Consider the following 17,965-nt stretch of genomic DNA (forward strand, 5'->3'; position numbering starts at 1 on the left):
GGCATTGTGGAAAAGTTGGGCTTTTGTGGAATATGGGAGGTAGGGAGAGGTACCGCAATCCTACTTTGACCTTGATACTGTATCTTAATATTTACTAACTTAACAACATCGCAAAAAAGGCTATCCTCATGAAACCAAAGGAATATATTTATTAAAGGCGTAAAAACTACCCCATCAGTTGATTGCGTAAATAACCAACAATCGAATAATCTTCCTCGCCTAAGGCCTTCACCTTTAAATTAATTAAAAATTCTTCAACCAGGTTATAGTCTTTAAAATCGCGGTCGGTTAACAGTATCTTTTTTCCGTTTGTTAAATAGATAAAGATGCCGTACGAAGCACCGTTCTTCTGTTTAATAGTGGTTGTACTGTAAGCCTGCATACCAAAAAAGCCCAGGTTTTTTGATGATCGCATTAAATATTTTACTTCTAAAGTCTTCAACTCGTCGTCAATAAGTACCGCCGATGGTGTGAAAAAAAGATTAAGGAATAAAGAAACGCCAATAAACATAAATCCGCAAGGCGCAACCCAGGCAGTGGCGCGATTTCTGCCTAAGTAATGGCCGCTGTGATTAATAAGACCGTAAGCATAATATAAAGCTGCTAAAACCAAAGCAATCAGAATAACGATTCTTAAAACGAGAATACCTTTTGGAGGGCCTATTTGTGTTACCATTAATTTGAAAAGATTTGGTTAGCGAAAAATACAATTATTTAACGGCAATCGGCAACTTATGGCAGTATAGTAAATTTCCGATACTTAACTCAGCGTGCCTTTTGCAATCAGTATCAACATATTTTTGCATCTTCAACCCACGTAACAATAACTCCTCATTTGAGACTTTAAAAAACTACCATGAAAATAAAATGTAGCCTTATTTTATTACTAACACTTAGCTTAAAAAGCTTTGCCCAGGATCATAAAACCATAACAGCCACTTACCGCCAGCAATACATGGCCGATTTTTTATCAGATGCGCATTCGCCGTTAAAAAAGGACGACCTGCAATTTTTGCGCTTTTATGATGATGACAGCACTTACAGCGTTACAGCCACGGTGAAAATGCTGGGTAATGAGTCGCCATTTGTGATGCCAGTATTTAGTGGTACGGGCAGGGATTATGAGCGTTATGCCCAGCTAAGCTTTACGTTAAAGGGTAAACCGATGCAACTTACCTTATATAAAAGCCTTGCGCTGGCACAAAACCCGCTTTATGCCGATTATTTGTTTTTACCCTTTACCGACGATACCAATGGCCAAACCACCTACGGTGGTGGGCGATATATAGATATGCGTACCGGCGATATTAAGGATGGCAAACTGGTGATAGATTTCAACAAGGCTTATAACCCTTATTGCGCCTTCAGCGCAGGTTACTCTTGCCCCAAACCACCGGATGAAAACAGGTTAGCCACCGCGATTGAAGCCGGCGAAAAATTATTTGGTAAAGCGCATTAAGTACCAGGTAGTGTTAAATTTATTTCAACATTCCATAAGCTGACTCTATTCAATAACATAGACCTGTTGGTACCCTAAGAAAGTTGAGGATGATGCTTCGATAAGAAAGGGGGCTATAAAACCTATAGATGTTTTACTTAGCCTGTTACGTTGCAGCCGGGAAAAAACTGCAGAATCTTAAAGGCTTGCCCGGAGGGAAGGTTGAAACATTTATCCAACCTGCGGCGTGGATGAGATTTTAATTAGTCGGCAGTAGCAAGGTCTGATTTTGGACCATGCCCGGCCTGGGTGGAGAAAGAAGCCTTTTCTACTTTAACTTTCTCTGCAATAGCTTCGGTGTTCTTTTTGTTATTTAATGAATATGCGGTGATGCCTGATGCTAATACAATGGCGGCGGCAACGATAATCTTTTTCATGTTTTACCAGGTTAAAACATTGATAATTTATTGGATAACCACGATAAGGATTAAGCTATGAAATCAGCCTGACCTAAGTCTCTTTTTGGACCACCTTTTGCAAAATCAGCTTGACCAAGATCTCTTTTCGGACCGCCCATTGCAGCGTAATCAGCCTGACCTAAATCTCTTTTCGGACCACCTTTAGCAAAATCCGCTTGACCAAGATCTCTTTTCGGACCGCCCATTGCAGCGTAATCAGCCTGACCTAAATCTCTTTTTGGACCACCTTTTGCAAAATCAGCTTGACCAAGATCTCTTTTCGGACCACCCATTGCAGCGTAATCAGCCTGACCTAAATCTCTTTTTGGACCACCTTTTGCAAAATCAGCTTGACCAAGATCTCTTTTCGGACCACCCATTGCAGCGTAATCAGCCTGACCTAAATCTCTTTTTGGACCACCTTTAGCGAAATCAGCTTGACCAAGATCTCTTTTCGGACCACCCATTGCAGCGTAATCAGCCTGACCTAAATCTCTTTTTGGACCACCTTTAGCGAAATCAGCTTGACCAAGATCTCTTTTCGGGCCACCCATTGCTGCGTAATCTGCCTGACCTAAGTCTCTTTTCGGACCACCTTTAGCAAAATCAGCTTGACCAAGATCTCTTTTCGGGCCACCCATTGCTGCGTAATCTGCCTGACCTAAGTCTCTTTTCGGACCACCTTTAGCAAAATCTGCTTGACCAAGATCTCTTTTCGGGCCGCCCATTGCAGCGTAATCAGCCTGACCTAAATCTCTTTTCGGACCACCTTTTGCAAAATCAGCTTGACCAAGATCTCTTTTCGGGCCACCCATTGCTGCGTAATCTGCCTGACCTAAGTCTCTTTTCGGACCACCNTAATCTGCCTGACCTAAGTCTCTTTTCGGACCACCCATTGCAGCGTAATCAGCCTGGCCTAAATCTCTTTTCGGGCCACCCATTGCTGCGTAATCTGCCTGACCTAAGTCTCTTTTCGGACCGCCTATTGCTGCGCTTGAAGTGTTAGAAAATGAAGTTAAAAAAGTACCTAATGCTAATGCTGCTATGATTGATGATTTTTTCATGATTGTGTTGTGTAATGGGGGTATAAATATTTTTTGTTATGAATGATTGTTGTTATGGTATAATTAATCGGCTTGTCCTAAATCTTTTCTGAAATCAATAGTTGATGGTGCAATGGTTGCAGATTGAGGTGCCGCGCTTTGTTTAGCCGGGGTTTGTGATGATAATATGCCGGTAGCTGATGTTAAGCTTACAATGGTTATGATGATAATCTTTTTCATGTCTGTGTTGAATTTTTTGGATGTTTTTAACTGATCGTGTTATTTAATTAATCGGCCGTTCCAAGATCCCTGCGATCGTTGGTAGCAAAGGAATGCAGCGACGCGGTTTCAGTAACTACCTGCTCTTTTTTGCAGGAAGTAATGATACCAGAGAATAAAACTGCTAAGGAAATGGTGATTAACTTTTTCATGATCGTTATATAATATTTTGAAAATGGTACTGTAGTAATTTTTTATGGTTTCAAAAACTCAATCGGCAACTGCCAAATCTCTTTTAAAGCCATTGTTGCCTTTTATAAAAGTGGTAGCCAGGGGCTGCTCAACCTTTTTTGGCGATAATAAAACCGCTGATGATAAAACTCCGGTGCCCGATACAAGCAAGGCCAGAATGACGATTTTTTTCATATTTATCAATATTTTATATTAGTATTCTATATTATTAGTTAATAGTTAACTAAGTATTTACAATTATCCGTCTCGATATTTTTATCGATGTATAAAACAACCTGTAACTATTATCTATCCCTTTTTTTTGGATAAAACCGACTTAAATATTTCTTAATATCATGCCGTTTTATTCATTCATTTTTGTTTTTATTTAATAAATAAATTGTTAATTTTAAACACTATACCAAAAGTTTAGGAAAAAGAATTTCATAATTTTTAACTCTGTTTTCATTACCAGGTAGCGTATTTGTAAATATCATCCACTTAAGTATTTTTTCACTACATAATCAGTAGTTTGAAACAGCTATTTTATGCTTAAAAATATCATAAAATACGCTAAAATACTTAAATTAATCAACTGTATATCAATCAATTAACACCACAAATATAGATATGTTTTTTAATTACCAAGCAAATTTTAATTAAATAATTTTCAACAATCTTTTTCCGCATGTTTTTCGCTATATGAAGTATAATTTATAACTTTCCAATTCAATATCCGTAACAGTGCTTTAATGAAAAGAACCATTACCTTTCTTTTACTATTTTTTACTGGCTTCTCTGTATTAGCGAAAGATTTGGATAGTGCTATTGGAAACGATACAACAGAAGTTATCCGGATAAATAAGCAGGCATTAGATAACCGATTAACCGATCCGGAGCAATCGGCAGTGGATGCTGCACGGGCAATGGCAATGGCGCGTAAAATTGGTTACAACAATGGCATTGCAGAGGCTTACCGCGTTGCCGGTATTGCCAATTACTATCGAGACAATGCCGAAAAATCATTTGAAAATTACTTAAGCGCTGTAGTATACTTTACCAAAGCAGGCAACCTCAGCGGCGAAGCCGCGGTGTACAACAACATGGGCAACCTTTTCAGGGATCATGATGCCAGCCGCGCGCTCGAATACTTTTTTCAATCGCTGGCCATAGCTACCAAGATTAAAGATATTGGCTTAATTGCTAAACTTAAAATTAACTTAGGTAACGTTTACAATCGCAAAAACAGCCTTCACCAGGCGCTTAAATACTACGAAGAAAGCAAGGCCAGCTTTGTAACCTTAAAAGATTCCATCAACATTATTCAGTGTTTACAAAACTTAGGCGTTATACAATACAAGCTCAATAACTATGATACCGCGCTGTCTTTATTGTTAGAGGCCAATTCGGCCGCCAAACGCTATGATTTAAGCGAAACCATAGCCAGCGTTGATCTTACACTGGCCTCATTGTATATTAACCAGAAAAGATTTGATGAGGCCGAAAAAATTGTAAAAGAAGGGGTTATTTACACCGCGCTGGTGAAAGACCCCAAAATGGATTACGATTACAAGCACACCACTTACGAGCTGGAGTATAACCGCAAGGATTACGCTAAAGCTCTTTTTTATTTAAGAGAAATTTATAAAGTTGATAGTACCACTTATAAAACCAATACATCGGTACAAATGAAACTGATTGAGGCTACCCGTAAGCAGGAAGAACAACGTAAGGAAAGCGAACGCGCCGCCGAAAGACAAGCCTATGACCGCACCAAGTTTTGGGCAGTAACCATTGTTGCAGGCCTTTTATTAGTTGTAATTGGGTTACTTTTTGGCAATGTAAAACGCAAAGCCAAAACAAATGCTCAGCTTACTCTGCTTAACGGCGAAGTATCCCGACAGAAGGACAACCTTGACCGTATTAACCACCACCTGGAAGAGATCATTGACGAGCGCACCAAAGACCTCCAGATCAAGAACCGAAAACTCTCAGAGCATTCCTCCTACCTCTCGCACCAAATCCGGGGGCCTATCGCTACCCTTCGCGGCCTTATTAACCTTGAGCGGGAAGGCCTTGTTGACGAAAAAGAATGTATTGCCATGATGGATAAATGCGTATCCGAAATTGACGAGAAAATTATCGACATGAGCGACATGCTCCATAACCCTGCAAGGACAACGGCTACGTAATAGGACTTTGAGACTTATTGGACTGTAGGACGTTTGGACTTTGTGTGGGACGTTTGGACTGTAGGGCCTGTAGGCTATGGGATTTTTTCATAAACGGTCGCTTAGAAGATCTTTTTTTAACTTCAATATTTAAACACAAACATGGTCATCAAAAAGGATTACCACCAGAAGATTCATAATCGCGAAATCTAATAGTCGTCATATTATCCAAAAGTTTCAAAGTCTAATAGTTCCATTATCCAAAAAGTCCTAAAGTCCGCCAGTCCGATAGTCTTAAACTACTCACTACTTCAAAAAATCAATATTCCGCTTCAATCCGCTAAATTTAGTACGTTTTACGGCTGAGTTTTTGAATACTTTTTGGAAAACATCCTGGGTAATGTCCTGCCAGTCGGCAGCTTTTAGGTGCAACAGGTCGGGGTGGGGGATAAAGGATTGTTCGGTATTGAGTACCGAAAATCGGTTCCAGGGGCATACGTCCTGGCAAACGTCGCATCCAAACATCCAGTTATCCATTTTGCCTTTAAACTCGGCCGGGATTTCATTTTTAAGTTCGATGGTGAGGTAGGAGATGCACCTGCTGCCATCAACCACATAAGGGCCAACAATAGCATCAGTAGGGCAGGCATCTATACAATTGGTACAGGTACCGCAATGATCAATAGTAGGGGCAACGTCATATTCCAGCTCCAGGTCGATGATCAGTTCGGCCAAAAAAAAGAACGAGCCTGCTTTTTTATTGAGCAGGTTGGAGTTTTTACCTATCCAGCCCATGCCCGATTTTTTGGCCCAGGCCTTATCCAGCACCGGGGCCGAATCAACAAACACTCTGCCGCCAACTTCACCAATCTGCTCGTTTATGGTTTGTAATAACTGGCGCAACTTATCTTTTATAACCGTATGATAATCTATCCCGTAGGCATATTTTGATATTTTGGGAGCTGATGGATCGGCCTGCTGATTATCGGTATAATAATTAATACCCAGGGAGATCACCGATTTTGCACCATCAACCAGCAGGCGCGGGTCAAGGCGTTTATCAAAATGATTTTCCATGTACTGCATTTCGCCGTGCATGTTTTTTTTTAACCACAATTCAAGGCGGGGGGCTTCCTGTTCCAAAAACTCAGCTTTAGCTATACCGCAAAACAAAAAGCCAAGCTTTTGGGCTTCGGCTTTAATCAACTGGCTATATACCGTCCTGTTTTGCATATCAAATACAAAGATACTATTAATTGAAATCACAATTAATAAGCTTAAACGAGGGTAGTTAAGCTGTAGTAATTGTAAAAAACATGTTATATACTTCAAAAAGGAGTTAGAATTAATTGGTGGTGTGTTTTTTGTAACTATTGGTAAAATATTTAGGATAAATGCTGCAACACTTAACTTACCTGCCGAAATATATTTTAGGTGTACATGCCGTTGGTGAAATGACCAATGAAGAGTATGAGCAACAGCTTGAGCCCTTACTGGACGAACACATCAAAGAAAATGGAAAGATAAATTACCTGCTGATCCTGGAAGCCGACATCAAAAATTTTGATGCCGGCGCATGGTGCGGCAATATTGGTATAGGCTTAAAATACTTTACCAAATGGAATAAACTGGCCATTGTTACCGATAGGGAAGGGGTAAGGGAATTTAGCCACCTGTTTAAATACATATTGCCAGGCCAATACAAAGGCTATCGGTTAGAAGAATTGGATGAGGCGGTTAGGTGGATAACGGGAGCTTAAAACTCAAAACTACTTGGATTTCTCTTCGTATGAAAAATGGAAGTTACAAATACAACGCTTAATAATTCGTCGTACCAATAAACTATTACATACGGGAATTTTTCAACTGGAAGAAATCGCAAATCAGTTCCATATTTCTGTGGAAATAATTTTGGTCCAGATTCAATCGATTTCAGGGAGATTTTGATTTCTCGTCTTAATTTTGATGAAAGTCCTTTTTGCTGTTTTTCGTACCAATTACAGGCATCTATCAATTCAAATTCAGCCCGTTTTAATAGCTTAATTGTAGGCACGGTTCAAATCATCTTCTATATCTTTCCAATCACGCGCCGTCGTCTTTCCGTCAAGGAAATCTTGTTTGGTTTTTAAAAGGTCTTTTATTTCGGCTTCTGAAAAGCTATACTCTTTTGTTTTATCTACCCGATAGGTTAATCCAAACCGATTTAAAATTTCTTTTAAAACAGGCAGATCTTTTTCATTTTCGATATCTACGGTTAGCGTGGTCATAAACAAATTTACTAAAGATAATTGCCAAAATGAATGTATCAATCAATTTTATCTTTTACCCTTAAAACCCCAGCGTACCATCATCTTCAATATAGGCTTTGAGCATAATACGGCAACCGATAGGTTGGTTATTTACGGTTGCGGGTACAAATACTTTATCTTCTTCGGCTAAAAGATCAATGTTCATGTTGAAGGTTTTGGTGTAATTGCCGCTATATAAAGTAACTTTTAGGTAAGCCAACCGCCCGTATGGACTAACCAGCAATTCACAAACAGCCCAGGATACCGTCCGGTTAATATCCATAAGGTTAGCCGGGAGCTTAAACAATTTTAAATAAGGCAAATAACCATAATAACGGCCACCTACTTTAAATGGTTTGGTGGTTTTATCAGAGTCGGCTAATTGTTTATCAACAAAATAGCGTAGGTTTGATAAGGTATCTTCGGGGGCTTCGTAAGTAATCTCCTTGCTGTTGTAGTCATAATTTTGTACCAGGTGCCCGTCTGACGTAAAGAAATGCCATATCCCAACTCTCACGTCGTGATCATATTTGCCGTTGGCGATAGCGTATTTTTTATCATAAATAACCAAACAAGAACCCTGGCGTGTACTTTTATCGCTTTTTAAAACATGTAGTTTTTCTGTAATATGCTTGCTGGTTTGGCGGCTGCGCTCAATAGTTTCCTGTGTAAAGCCCTTTTTTGCAAAAAGGAGTATAATGATTAGCAGCGGAATGTTTTTCAAAGGTTATTATCGATATTTTGGTAAATATAATGCAGGTTGTGATCAATAACAACCGCCTCAATATATTAAAAAATAAAACTTTCGCGATGTTTTTACGCCATATAAATTTACTTAACGGGTAATTTAATTGGTTGTTTGCTGTGGCTGCGTTTATGTATACTACTGTTTTTGAAGTTGATAACAAAAGGGGGAAGTTTATGCTGCAATTGCCAGATTAATGACAGGTAAAAAGATGTAATAATGATGGATTATTTTACATCGATTTATAGCGTTTAGTTTAGTAATAACGAAATATTAACATAAAACCAGTGTTTTTTTGATGTGTAATTCTACTGTTGCAATAATTAGACGGTATGCTTAAACTTGTAACATAAATGTTATAGTATGACCGCCCTAACCGATCAAGCCGATTATAAAACAGTAAGCTTTTCTCAAACTACCATAACCGAACTGATGATACCATCGTATTCTAACTTTGGTGGTAAAATTCATGGAGGCATTTTGCTGTCTTTGATGGACAAGGTAGCTTACGTTTGCGCGGCCAAGCATGCGGGCAATTACTGCGTTACGGCATCAATTGATACGGTTGATTTTTTGCAGCCTGTTGAGGTTGGCGATCTGGTATCGTTAATGGCATCTGTAAATTATGTTGGTAAAACATCGTTGGTGGTTGGTATAAGGGTTGTATCAGAAAATATTAAAAATAATTCTGCCAAGCATACCAATACCAGTTATTTTACCATGGTGGCAAAAGATGAGCATAATAAGCCGGCCAGGGTGCCTGGATTAGTATTGGAACATCGCGAACACGTGAGGCGGTTTATTGAGGCGCGCCGCCGAAAAGAGATCAAGCAAAGCTATATGAAAGAGGTGGAGCAGATAAAAATGCCCGATAATTATGAGCACTGCATAGCAATGCTACAGGGCGAACGCTGCATTGTTGCCGGTTAGCGGCGCTTGCTTAGCTTATGGCTGCAACATGTTGCTTACAATGCCGTATAATATAACTGACTTAGTGATCCCAAATTCCCCCGTATAAATGAGGCGTATTTTTAGCCAGGTGCTGTTGTTGTTGATGATTTATAGCGCAAGCTACGCCCAAAAGAAGGTCGGGGGGGTAATTCCTACCGATACTAACGGCCTTAAAACATACATAGATAAGCTAAACCACGATGCTAATGAGCTGTATGTGAGCTGCCCGGATTCGGCCCGTAAATTGGCCGAGCAGGCTTTGCTTTTGTCAGAAAAAATAAAATATAACAAAGGCATTGGCGAAAGTTTTTTAAACCTGGGGCATGTATACTGGTCGCAGTCTTATTATCCTATCAGTTTGTTTTACCTTAAATCGGCATTAACGTATATTCCCAAAAATGAAGGTAAACTGCTGGCTAATTGTTACAATGCTACCGGCCGTACTTACATGGAGCTTAAAAATTTTGCCGATGCGGGTAAAAATATCGAACTATCGGCAAAGTACGCTAACGATGACATATTGTTACAAGGTAAAAATTACAGCGAAAAAGCCTTGTTGTACACCCGTATAAAAGACTATGATAAAGCGCTTGAAGCCAGTTTAAAAGCGCTCACATTTGATAGGGCAGCCAAAGATGATGGCGAAATAAATATCATTTACACACGGCTTGGTTCTATTTATCGTTTTAAAAATCAGATACCTAAAGCACTTGCGTATAATGATAGTGCTTACCGCATGAGTTTTAAAACAGGTAATAAACGTTTGCGCGCCAAAATGTATGTGGAGTATGCCGATGTTTATAACCAGCTTAAGCAATATGATAACGCCATAATTTGGGCTCAAAAAGGCGCGTCGCTGGCAGACAGTATTGGGTTGATGGACGGCATATCTGGCGCGTACCGAACCATGATGTTTGCCTACGAGCAAAAGAAGGACCTTGGGACTGCCCTTGCTTATCAAAAAAAGTACAGCGCGGCGCTCGATAAATTAAATACAACAGATAAACAACGGAATACCGAGCTTATCCAGAATTACTTTGCGCTTAATGCCCGTTTAAATGAAATTGCCATAATGCAGCAAATGGGACGCGAGGATAAAGCGCGGATAAGTTTTCAAAACGCCATTATTGTTACACTAAGCGTATCATTAGTAGTGGTGCTGCTGGCCCTGTATGTAACCTGGTATAATTACAAGCAAAAAAAACAATTGAATACTAAACTGGGTAGGCAGCACGAAGCCTTGCTGGTTCAAAAAGGTTTAATAGAAGACCAATCAGCCAATCTTGCGGCAGTAAATAAATTAAAAGATAAGCTGCTCGCGGTTATCGGGCATGACCTGCGCACGCCGTTTGCTAACCTGCGCAATATTATAAGCCTGTTTGAAAATGATAGCCTGGACCTGGAAGATATGCAGGGTCTGATGCGTAAAATGGGGCCGGTAATAAAAGGCGGAGAGCTTACGCTTAACAATTTATTGGAATGGGCCGGCAGCCAAATCAGGGGGATCAATGTTACACCCGCCGCTATCGACATTAATTTGATTGGCGATGAAATGGCACAAACCTATAATTATGCTTTACTTCAAAAAAATATCAGGTTTCAAAACGTGGCTATTACCGGTCATTGTGTTAAAGCTGATGAAAAACACGTAAAAGTGGTTATTGGCAACCTGATTAGTAACGCTATTAAATTTACTGACGATAATGGCATCATCACACTCAGCAGCGCTGTTACCAACACAGAACTGGTCATCAACGTAAATGATACCGGAAAAGGCATTGCCGAAGAGCAATTGCCCAAACTCTTCAATCTTAATTCGCACTTTACTCAAAATGGTACCATGGGTGAGGTTGGCACCGGTATTGGCTTATTTTTATGTAAAGAACTGGTGGAATTTAACGGTGGCCGGTTGTGGGTAACATCAACGCTAAACCAGGGCAGCACCTTTAGTTTTAGTCTGCCTTTGGCTGGCTAAGCAAAAATTATTCCTTTTTTCTGTTAAGCAATCAACAAATAATTGTATCTAAAACAATCTTTACAACGTATAACTACGTAAATATTTACTAACTGATAAGTAATTTAATTATTTAGTAAGCGTTTTAACTTTATTGGTGGATTTGACACATCCTACAATATCTAAATAAAACATTGTAGTAATTATATTTTACTATATTGTGACACTATTTGACTTCCTAACAATATAAACTAACCCCGATTATTTAATGGCTTTTTTAAACACAGTGCTCGAACCGCCTGCTTACGGTTGGACAGATAAGGATGGTAACCTTTCAAAACCAAGCAATGGTTTAATCCTTAAAGAGTTTTTCTCGAGACTGAATGTTTTTAAAGATAAAAAGAACTGGCTTTCATTTTTAAGCTGGATGCTGATTGTTTGTTTAACACCGTTTTTGTTCCTGTTCATTTTTAAATACTTTACCATAACAGGCCTGGTTGTAGCTTTTGTTTACAGCATGATAGTGATGGGCACACATGGTACCATATGGCATCATCGTTATTGCACGCATAACGCCTATACATTTAAAAATAACTTCTGGCGTTTTTTTACCCAAAATTTAACGCTTAAAATTATCCCCGAAGAAATTTACGCCGTATCGCACCATGTGCATCACGCGCTGTCTGATCAGCCCGGCGATCCTTATAATGCCCAGGGTGGATTTTTATATTGCTTTCTGGCCGATGTAAATCACCAGCCCATATCCCGTAACATGACCGAGGCCTGCTACAAAAAATGCATCAACCTAATGAAACACGTAGGCGTTACACCAAATACCTATGCTCAATATCAAAAATGGGGAACCATTGCCAATCCATACCGTACTGTTGCAGGCATTATTCTTAACTGGGGCTTTTGGTTTGCAGCCTTTTATTTATTAGGTGGCATGCCTTTGGCTTGCGCCATGTTTGGGGCAGCCGGTTTTTGGGGCGTAGGTGTACGTACCTTTAACTACGAAGGCCACGGCAAAGGCGAAGATAAACGCAGGGAAGGTATCGACCATAACCGCGAAGATATGTCGGTTAATCAGCTATGGCCGGGCTATGTAGCCGGCGAGTGGCATAATAACCACCACCTTTATCCTAAAAGTGCCCGTTCCGGGTTTAAAAAACACCAGTTTGATTTGGCCTGGTGCTATATTAAAATGATGAGCATGTTAGGGGCAGTAACCTCATACAAAGATTCAAAAAAAGAATTTTTGCTTAAATATTGCAGCGAGATAGAAGTGCCTGAAGTTATGGAACCCGTTTTGGTTTATGCCGAGGTAAAACCGGCGTTGGTGCGCGTAAAGTAAAAGATAATTAGCATAAATAAAAGAGAAGTGGCGGCAACGTTACTCCTCTTTTTGTTATACAGGGTTCGATAATAAATTTATTGTACTAACCCAAACAGTATGTTGGCCTTAGGCTTTGTGCATTTTGCTTTTAGCTTCAATATAATATAAAATAGCGTTGTTGTATTAATAATAGGCTATGCTTAAACTTGTAAAGTATTGTTAGTCATTTCTCTATAACCAATTATGAAAAAGCCTGCCCTTACCATATGTCTTATTGTACTTTTTTATTTTGCATCGGCGCAAGTACCGGGGATTAAAGGGCCGCATCTTGAAAAGCAGGGCACCGCTGTACGTTTGATGGTTAACAATCGGCCTTATTTGGTATTGGCAGGGCAGCTGCATAATTCAAGCGCTTCTGATGCCGCGTATTTGAAAACTATTTGGAAACAAATGGCTGCCGCGTACCTTAACACGGTAATTGCGCCAGTTTCATGGGAGTTGATAGAGGATCAAAAAGGGCGGTTTGATTTTTCGTTGCCGGATAGCATGATCATGGGAGCGCGCAAACAAGGCCTGCATTTAATATTGATATGGTTCGGCAGCTGGAAAAGTGGCGCATCTACGTATGTGCCGTCGTGGGTTAAAAAAAACTTTCATCAGTATCCGTATGTGAAGGATCAATCGGGAAAAACGCTCGAAATATTATCTGCATTTGGCGAAGCCACATGGCAGGATGAGGCGAATGCCTTTAGCCGGTTGATGGCTCATATTAAACAGGTAGACCAAAAGCAGCAAACGGTAGTTATGATGCAAGTGGAGAACGAGGCTGGTATACTCCATTCAAACCGAGATTATAGTGACATCGCCAATACCGCTTTTAATGGCGCGGTTCCTGCCGAATTGTTTAAATACCTTGAAAAACATAAAAAGAACCTGGTTCCCGAATTGTATAAGGTATGGAAGGATAATGGATTTAAAACCCAAGGCACCTGGGAACAGGTTTTTGGAAAAAGCACTGTTGATAAAAATGACGGACAGCATTTATCTTACTATACCGAAGAGCTGTTTATGGCTTATTACACTGCCCGGTATATAGGTATTGTTGCGGCCGCTGGTAAAGCTGCATATCAGATTCCCATGTATGTTAATGCCTGGCTAAAACAGCCTGCTGAGTCCTATCCCGGTAAATACCCAAGCGGTGGTCCGTTGCCGCAGGTATTAGATATGTATCGCTGCGCCGCGCCGGCAATTGATTTGATTGCACCTGATATTTATGTGCCGCGGTTTAAGGAGGTTACTGCCCAATTTAACGCTTGTGGTAACCCCTTGTTTATTCCCGAAGCGCAAGGGGATGTTGCTACTGGTCCCCGTGCCTTTTATGCTTTTGGCGAACATAATGCCATGGGCTTTTCGCCTTTTGGTATTGATGGGGATATTAAAACAAATAAAAATATTGCCCAGGCGTACATGGTGCTAAACCAGCTGAAGGAGTTGATCCTTAAAAATGAGGGATTGCAAACCATGAGAGGTATTTTGGTTGATACCGCGGAAGCTGAACAGCATTTTAATTTGGGAGGATATCGGCTTACAGCCAGGTTAATCGATAAAAGCACAGGCAAAGTAGCCGGTGGTATTATCATAAACATAGCACCCGATGAATTTATTGTAGCCGGCAAATCATTAGATGTTTTATTTGAACCGGAAGTTGCCGGTAATTTACCGCTTATCGCCATTGATGTGGCGGATGAGGGTGTATTTAAAAACGGGAAGTGGATAAAAGGAAAAAGACTAAACGGCGATGAAATAAACAACAGCATTTTTGCAGGCACGGGATTAAAATTCCCCTCAAAAAACTACAGCATTCAATATGTAAGGTTTTACAGGTATGAATAGTACAAAAAAAACACCTTAGCGGCGCCGTTAAGGTGTTTTTTGATAACAATGTTAAGTTACAGCTTGGCGTATACCGTTGTAAAATAGGAGTTTGTTGTAAATGAGGTAGCCGTAGGGTTGCTTGCCCATGAAGGATTTACCATATTAAGGCTGTTGCCATCGCCATTCCAGCACCAGGATAAAACTGTCCACCCTTTTGATTTTGCATAATCTACGCATCCCGACCAGTCGCAACTGCCAGATCCTGTACCAAACTCGCCAACAATAATGGGTTTGCCGGTGTTTGATAAATCGTCCAGGTCTGATTTTTGGTAAGTATGACCCCGGCCCTGATTGTAGTTACCCGGATAAATATGGGTTGACAGGATAATTTTACTATCGGTAATTTTAGGGCTGCTTGTTTTAATAGCATTGTAAGCAGTAAGCGTTTCCTGTCCCCAACCCGGGATATCGATAATGATATTGCCACTATAAACCTGGCGTACAACCGCTATAGCCTGGTTGTAATAATCGGCGTAGGTAGATGCGCTGATGTTGTGGCTACCCCATTCATTACATAAGTTAATGGTAAAGCCTCCGCCCAGGCTGTTGTAGTTGTTTTTCCACCAGTTGGCCGCGGTTAGCAGATCGCTTAAATTATCAGAGCCGCCAAACTCATGAAAAGTGCAGATAATAGAGGTGTAGCCATTGCTTTTTGCCTGGTCTATCCAGTTTTTAGCTGTACTTGTACTCACCCTGCTTGGGTCAATCTCAATCCTGAGCGTTTTTATTTTACTTTGTTGTTTCATAAGCGACCATCCAAAATTAGGATTGCCGTTATTGTAGTACGATGGCTGTAGGTTGGTACCGTTTCCAAATCCAGATGTAGATTCGACAGCTAAATGGCTGCCATCTGTGGGCGAGGTTTCGTCGTTATTTGATGGGTTGATACTGTCTTTTCGACAACTGCTTAAAGTTGCGACAAAAATTGCGCACAAATAGGCCGCAATACGGAAACTACGTTTCCGGCTAAGGGTTGATTTCATTTTTTTAAAATTTAAGTAAATTGGTAAATGGTAATTATTGCAGCCTCAACATCGTGCACTATGCCGACCGAATAATATATGTTTTATAACATATCAAATATAAAATTGTACCTGTGTATGAGCATAATACAATTTTGTCAATTCATAGTAGTTAAATATATTTATTAAAATTTCTTTTGTTGTAGATATTTACTGTATGAGTTAATAGTTTTTTAACCATCGATCAATAATTATATATAAAGGCATAGTATTTTTATGGCTATTTTGGATAATTACCCTGCTATATTGTTTTTTATGCCTTTTAAAGCTCATATCGCAGGTATCGGATAACATGATAATTGTTGTACTCATGATTAATTTATTTCAACGCTACATTAAATTGCCGGCACTACAGAATACTTATTGAGCGGGTTGCGTGTATAATAACTATCCGGGATGATAATGGTATATAAAAAGGAGTGACAGCTAAAACTGTCACTCCTTTTTTACTTTGCACCCGGCATTATGTTAAAAAAGTATTATTTTAATTACCGGCAGATTGTATACCTTAGTAACACCAATTAGTAGTGTAATTTAAACACCAACTTAAATTCTAAACCAATGCGTATTAAAGTGATCTGTTTTGCGGTTAGCCTGCTGTGCTTTGCTTTTTTTAACAGGAAAGCGCAAGCCCAGGGTATCGGCATCTTTGATAATCAAACTGACGTAGGTACAGTTAAACACGCCGGGAGTGCGCAATACGATGCCGGGCTACAGCAATATCACCTTACCGGATCGGGCCAAAACATTTGGGCTACGCATGATGATTTTCATTTTGTGTGGAAAAAAATGAAGGGCGATTTTATTCTGCGTACCAATGCCGCTTTCATAGGCAAAGGTGTGGAACTGCACCGCAAAGTGGGTTTGATGGTTCGCAGTACGCTGGAATCTGACTCAAAGCATATCAATGCCGTTGTGCATGGTGATGGCTTAACCTCACTGCAATACCGCAAAACCGTGGGCGGCGTTACCGAAGAGAAAAAAGCAGGCATCACCGCGGCTGATGTAATCCAGCTGGAACGCAAGGGAAATACTTATACAATGTCTGTTGCCCGCAAAGGCGATTTATTTGTGACCGAAGAAGTAAGTGATTTGGATTTGGGCGATGATGTTTATGTGGGTATTTTCATTTGCTCGCACAATGCCGATGTAAGTGAAAGCGCTACATTCAGTAATGTGCGGATAGTAGTACCAGCGCCTGCTGATTTAGTAGCTTACAAACAATATTTAAGTAGTAACATCGAAGTGCTTGACCTGGAAACGCAAAATAGTACCATCATATACCAGTCGCCAAAATCATTGCAGGCCCCTAACTGGACAAAGGATGGCAAAAGCCTCATTTACAACAGTGAAGGTTCGTTATATAAGTATGATCTTAAAACCAATACACCGTCGGTTTTAAACACCGGCGCGGCTAAAAACAATAATAATGATCACGTGCTTTCTTTTGATGGTAAAATGCTGGCTATTAGCAGTGGCGATGGTGGTCCGTCAATTGGTTACACCGTTTCTGCCAACGGCGGCGAAGCCAAAAGAGTGTCGATTTTAGGGAAAGGCGCAAGCTATATGCACGGTTGGTCGCCGGATGGCAAGTACATTGTGTTTTGTGGCGAACGTAATAAGGAGTTTGATGTATACCGCATCCCATCGACGGGTGGTCCCGAAGAACGGTTGACCAATACTCCCGGTTTGGATGATGGTCCGGAATATACGCCGGATGGCAAATACATCTACTTTAATTCGGTACGCAGCGGCCTGATGCAGGTTTGGCGCATGAAAGCCGATGGCACCGAACAAACGCAGATCACCAATGATGATTATAATAACTGGTTTCCACACGTTTCGCCCGATGGTAAATGGATAGTGTATATCACCTTCCTTAAAAATGAAGTAGCCCCCGGCGATCATCCTTTTTACAAACACGTATTTTTAAGGGTGATGCCCGTAGGAGGCGGCCCATCAAAAGTGGTAGCTTATTTATACGGAGGCCAGGGTACTATCAATACACCATCATGGGCACCAGATAGTAAACACCTTGCTTTTGTGAGTAACTCGAAATAGAAGAGTCAAGAGTTAAGAGTCAAGAATCAAGACAATGAAAAAAATAGCGACGGTTTTAAAAAAACAAGTTTTCATTTTGGTTCAAAATACTCATATCTTGACTAACAATTATA

General features: G+C 40.2%; 17 protein-coding genes. 8 read left to right on the forward strand and 9 right to left on the reverse strand.

The window, feature by feature from the left end:
- Positions 1-166 precede the first annotated feature (166 nt).
- On the reverse strand, positions 167-676 hold the full coding sequence (locus QWZ17_RS00090; protein ID WP_290302761.1) for a hypothetical protein: 510 nt from the start codon (positions 674-676) through the stop codon (positions 167-169).
- Positions 677-856: 180 nt separating this feature from the next.
- Here QWZ17_RS00090 and QWZ17_RS00095 point away from each other — a divergent pair, with 180 nt between their 5' ends.
- Positions 857-1,459, forward strand: a complete 603-nt coding sequence (locus tag QWZ17_RS00095) for a DUF1684 domain-containing protein (protein ID WP_290302762.1) — start codon at positions 857-859, stop codon at positions 1,457-1,459.
- A 242-nt stretch (positions 1,460-1,701) separates the two neighbouring features.
- Here the strand turns inward: QWZ17_RS00095 and QWZ17_RS00100 are convergent, their stop codons facing one another.
- The 4 genes from QWZ17_RS00100 to QWZ17_RS00115 form a co-directional block, all read right to left on the reverse strand.
- Entirely contained in the window at positions 1,702-1,875 is a 174-nt protein-coding gene (locus tag QWZ17_RS00100) for a hypothetical protein (RefSeq protein WP_290302763.1), read from the reverse strand.
- A 1,148-nt stretch (positions 1,876-3,023) separates the two neighbouring features.
- Positions 3,024-3,179 carry a hypothetical protein gene (locus QWZ17_RS00105; protein WP_290302764.1) on the reverse strand — a complete coding sequence of 52 codons (156 nt, stop codon included), beginning with the start codon at positions 3,177-3,179 and terminating at the stop codon, positions 3,024-3,026.
- Positions 3,180-3,226: 47 nt separating this feature from the next.
- Positions 3,227-3,370: a hypothetical protein gene (locus QWZ17_RS00110; RefSeq protein WP_290302765.1), complete on the reverse strand. Its 144-nt coding sequence runs from the start codon at positions 3,368-3,370 to the stop codon at positions 3,227-3,229.
- A gap of 58 nt (positions 3,371-3,428) precedes the next feature.
- Positions 3,429-3,584, reverse strand: coding sequence for a hypothetical protein (locus QWZ17_RS00115; RefSeq protein ID WP_290302766.1), 156 nt, complete (start codon positions 3,582-3,584; stop codon positions 3,429-3,431).
- A gap of 557 nt (positions 3,585-4,141) precedes the next feature.
- Between QWZ17_RS00115 and QWZ17_RS00120 the strand changes: the two genes are divergently transcribed.
- Positions 4,142-5,581, forward strand: coding sequence for a tetratricopeptide repeat protein (locus QWZ17_RS00120; protein WP_290302767.1), 1,440 nt, complete (start codon positions 4,142-4,144; stop codon positions 5,579-5,581).
- Between the two features lie 285 nt (positions 5,582-5,866).
- On the opposite strand, the gene queG is transcribed toward QWZ17_RS00120, so the two are convergent.
- Complete coding sequence (queG, locus tag QWZ17_RS00125) at positions 5,867-6,793, reverse strand: tRNA epoxyqueuosine(34) reductase QueG (RefSeq protein ID WP_290302768.1); 927 nt, start codon at positions 6,791-6,793, stop codon at positions 5,867-5,869.
- Positions 6,794-6,954: 161 nt separating this feature from the next.
- Between queG and QWZ17_RS00130 the strand changes: the two genes are divergently transcribed.
- On the forward strand, positions 6,955-7,320 hold the full coding sequence (locus QWZ17_RS00130; protein WP_290302769.1) for a SpoIIAA family protein: 366 nt from the start codon (positions 6,955-6,957) through the stop codon (positions 7,318-7,320).
- A gap of 279 nt (positions 7,321-7,599) precedes the next feature.
- Here QWZ17_RS00130 and QWZ17_RS00135 read toward each other — a convergent pair whose 3' ends face one another.
- Entirely contained in the window at positions 7,600-7,827 is a 228-nt protein-coding gene (locus QWZ17_RS00135; protein WP_290302770.1) for a hypothetical protein, read from the reverse strand.
- 61 nt (positions 7,828-7,888) lie between these two features.
- Complete coding sequence (locus QWZ17_RS00140; protein ID WP_290302771.1) at positions 7,889-8,572, reverse strand: hypothetical protein; 684 nt, start codon at positions 8,570-8,572, stop codon at positions 7,889-7,891.
- Between the two features lie 384 nt (positions 8,573-8,956).
- On the opposite strand from QWZ17_RS00140, the gene QWZ17_RS00145 reads away from it, so the two are divergent.
- The 4 genes from QWZ17_RS00145 (at position 8,957) to QWZ17_RS00160 (ending at position 14,727) form a co-directional block, all read left to right on the forward strand.
- On the forward strand, positions 8,957-9,523 hold the full coding sequence (locus QWZ17_RS00145; protein ID WP_290302772.1) for an acyl-CoA thioesterase: 567 nt from the start codon (positions 8,957-8,959) through the stop codon (positions 9,521-9,523).
- An 88-nt stretch (positions 9,524-9,611) separates the two neighbouring features.
- The gene (locus QWZ17_RS00150; protein WP_290302773.1) at positions 9,612-11,519 is read left to right on the forward strand and encodes a tetratricopeptide repeat-containing sensor histidine kinase; all 1,908 of its coding nucleotides are present in this window, start codon (positions 9,612-9,614) and stop codon (positions 11,517-11,519) included.
- Between the two features lie 247 nt (positions 11,520-11,766).
- Positions 11,767-12,852, forward strand: coding sequence for a fatty acid desaturase (locus QWZ17_RS00155; RefSeq protein WP_290302774.1), 1,086 nt, complete (start codon positions 11,767-11,769; stop codon positions 12,850-12,852).
- A gap of 225 nt (positions 12,853-13,077) precedes the next feature.
- On the forward strand, positions 13,078-14,727 hold the full coding sequence (locus QWZ17_RS00160; RefSeq protein WP_290302775.1) for a GH35 family beta-galactosidase: 1,650 nt from the start codon (positions 13,078-13,080) through the stop codon (positions 14,725-14,727).
- Between the two features lie 56 nt (positions 14,728-14,783).
- Here the strand turns inward: QWZ17_RS00160 and QWZ17_RS00165 are convergent, their stop codons facing one another.
- Positions 14,784-15,752: a cellulase family glycosylhydrolase gene (locus QWZ17_RS00165; RefSeq protein WP_290302777.1), complete on the reverse strand. Its 969-nt coding sequence runs from the start codon at positions 15,750-15,752 to the stop codon at positions 14,784-14,786.
- A gap of 600 nt (positions 15,753-16,352) precedes the next feature.
- Between QWZ17_RS00165 and QWZ17_RS00170 the strand changes: the two genes are divergently transcribed.
- Complete coding sequence (locus QWZ17_RS00170; RefSeq protein WP_290302778.1) at positions 16,353-17,852, forward strand: TolB family protein; 1,500 nt, start codon at positions 16,353-16,355, stop codon at positions 17,850-17,852.
- The last annotated feature ends 113 nt before the right edge of the window (positions 17,853-17,965 follow it).

The organism is Mucilaginibacter flavus (assembly GCF_030409315.1).
In the GTDB taxonomy this organism is placed as follows: Bacteria; Bacteroidota; Bacteroidia; order Sphingobacteriales; family Sphingobacteriaceae; genus Mucilaginibacter; species Mucilaginibacter flavus.

What these genes read in the sequence shown, in the direction of transcription:
- QWZ17_RS00090 (WP_290302761.1), bottom strand. Translation starts at nt 676, where the DNA reads ATGGTAACACAAATAGGCCCTCCAAAAGGTATTCTCGTTTTAAGAATC.
- QWZ17_RS00095 (WP_290302762.1), top strand. Translation starts at nt 857, where the DNA reads ATGAAAATAAAATGTAGCCTTATTTTATTACTAACACTTAGCTTAAAA.
- QWZ17_RS00100 (WP_290302763.1), bottom strand. Translation starts at nt 1,875, where the DNA reads ATGAAAAAGATTATCGTTGCCGCCGCCATTGTATTAGCATCAGGCATC.
- QWZ17_RS00105 (WP_290302764.1), bottom strand. Translation starts at nt 3,179, where the DNA reads ATGAAAAAGATTATCATCATAACCATTGTAAGCTTAACATCAGCTACC.
- QWZ17_RS00110 (WP_290302765.1), bottom strand. Translation starts at nt 3,370, where the DNA reads ATGAAAAAGTTAATCACCATTTCCTTAGCAGTTTTATTCTCTGGTATC.
- QWZ17_RS00115 (WP_290302766.1), bottom strand. Translation starts at nt 3,584, where the DNA reads ATGAAAAAAATCGTCATTCTGGCCTTGCTTGTATCGGGCACCGGAGTT.
- QWZ17_RS00120 (WP_290302767.1), top strand. Translation starts at nt 4,142, where the DNA reads ATGAAAAGAACCATTACCTTTCTTTTACTATTTTTTACTGGCTTCTCT.
- queG (WP_290302768.1), bottom strand. Translation starts at nt 6,793, where the DNA reads ATGCAAAACAGGACGGTATATAGCCAGTTGATTAAAGCCGAAGCCCAA.
- QWZ17_RS00130 (WP_290302769.1), top strand. Translation starts at nt 6,955, where the DNA reads ATGCTGCAACACTTAACTTACCTGCCGAAATATATTTTAGGTGTACAT.
- QWZ17_RS00135 (WP_290302770.1), bottom strand. Translation starts at nt 7,827, where the DNA reads ATGACCACGCTAACCGTAGATATCGAAAATGAAAAAGATCTGCCTGTT.
- QWZ17_RS00145 (WP_290302772.1), top strand. Translation starts at nt 8,957, where the DNA reads ATGACCGCCCTAACCGATCAAGCCGATTATAAAACAGTAAGCTTTTCT.
- QWZ17_RS00150 (WP_290302773.1), top strand. Translation starts at nt 9,612, where the DNA reads ATGAGGCGTATTTTTAGCCAGGTGCTGTTGTTGTTGATGATTTATAGC.
- QWZ17_RS00155 (WP_290302774.1), top strand. Translation starts at nt 11,767, where the DNA reads ATGGCTTTTTTAAACACAGTGCTCGAACCGCCTGCTTACGGTTGGACA.
- QWZ17_RS00160 (WP_290302775.1), top strand. Translation starts at nt 13,078, where the DNA reads ATGAAAAAGCCTGCCCTTACCATATGTCTTATTGTACTTTTTTATTTT.
- QWZ17_RS00165 (WP_290302777.1), bottom strand. Translation starts at nt 15,752, where the DNA reads ATGAAATCAACCCTTAGCCGGAAACGTAGTTTCCGTATTGCGGCCTAT.
- QWZ17_RS00170 (WP_290302778.1), top strand. Translation starts at nt 16,353, where the DNA reads ATGCGTATTAAAGTGATCTGTTTTGCGGTTAGCCTGCTGTGCTTTGCT.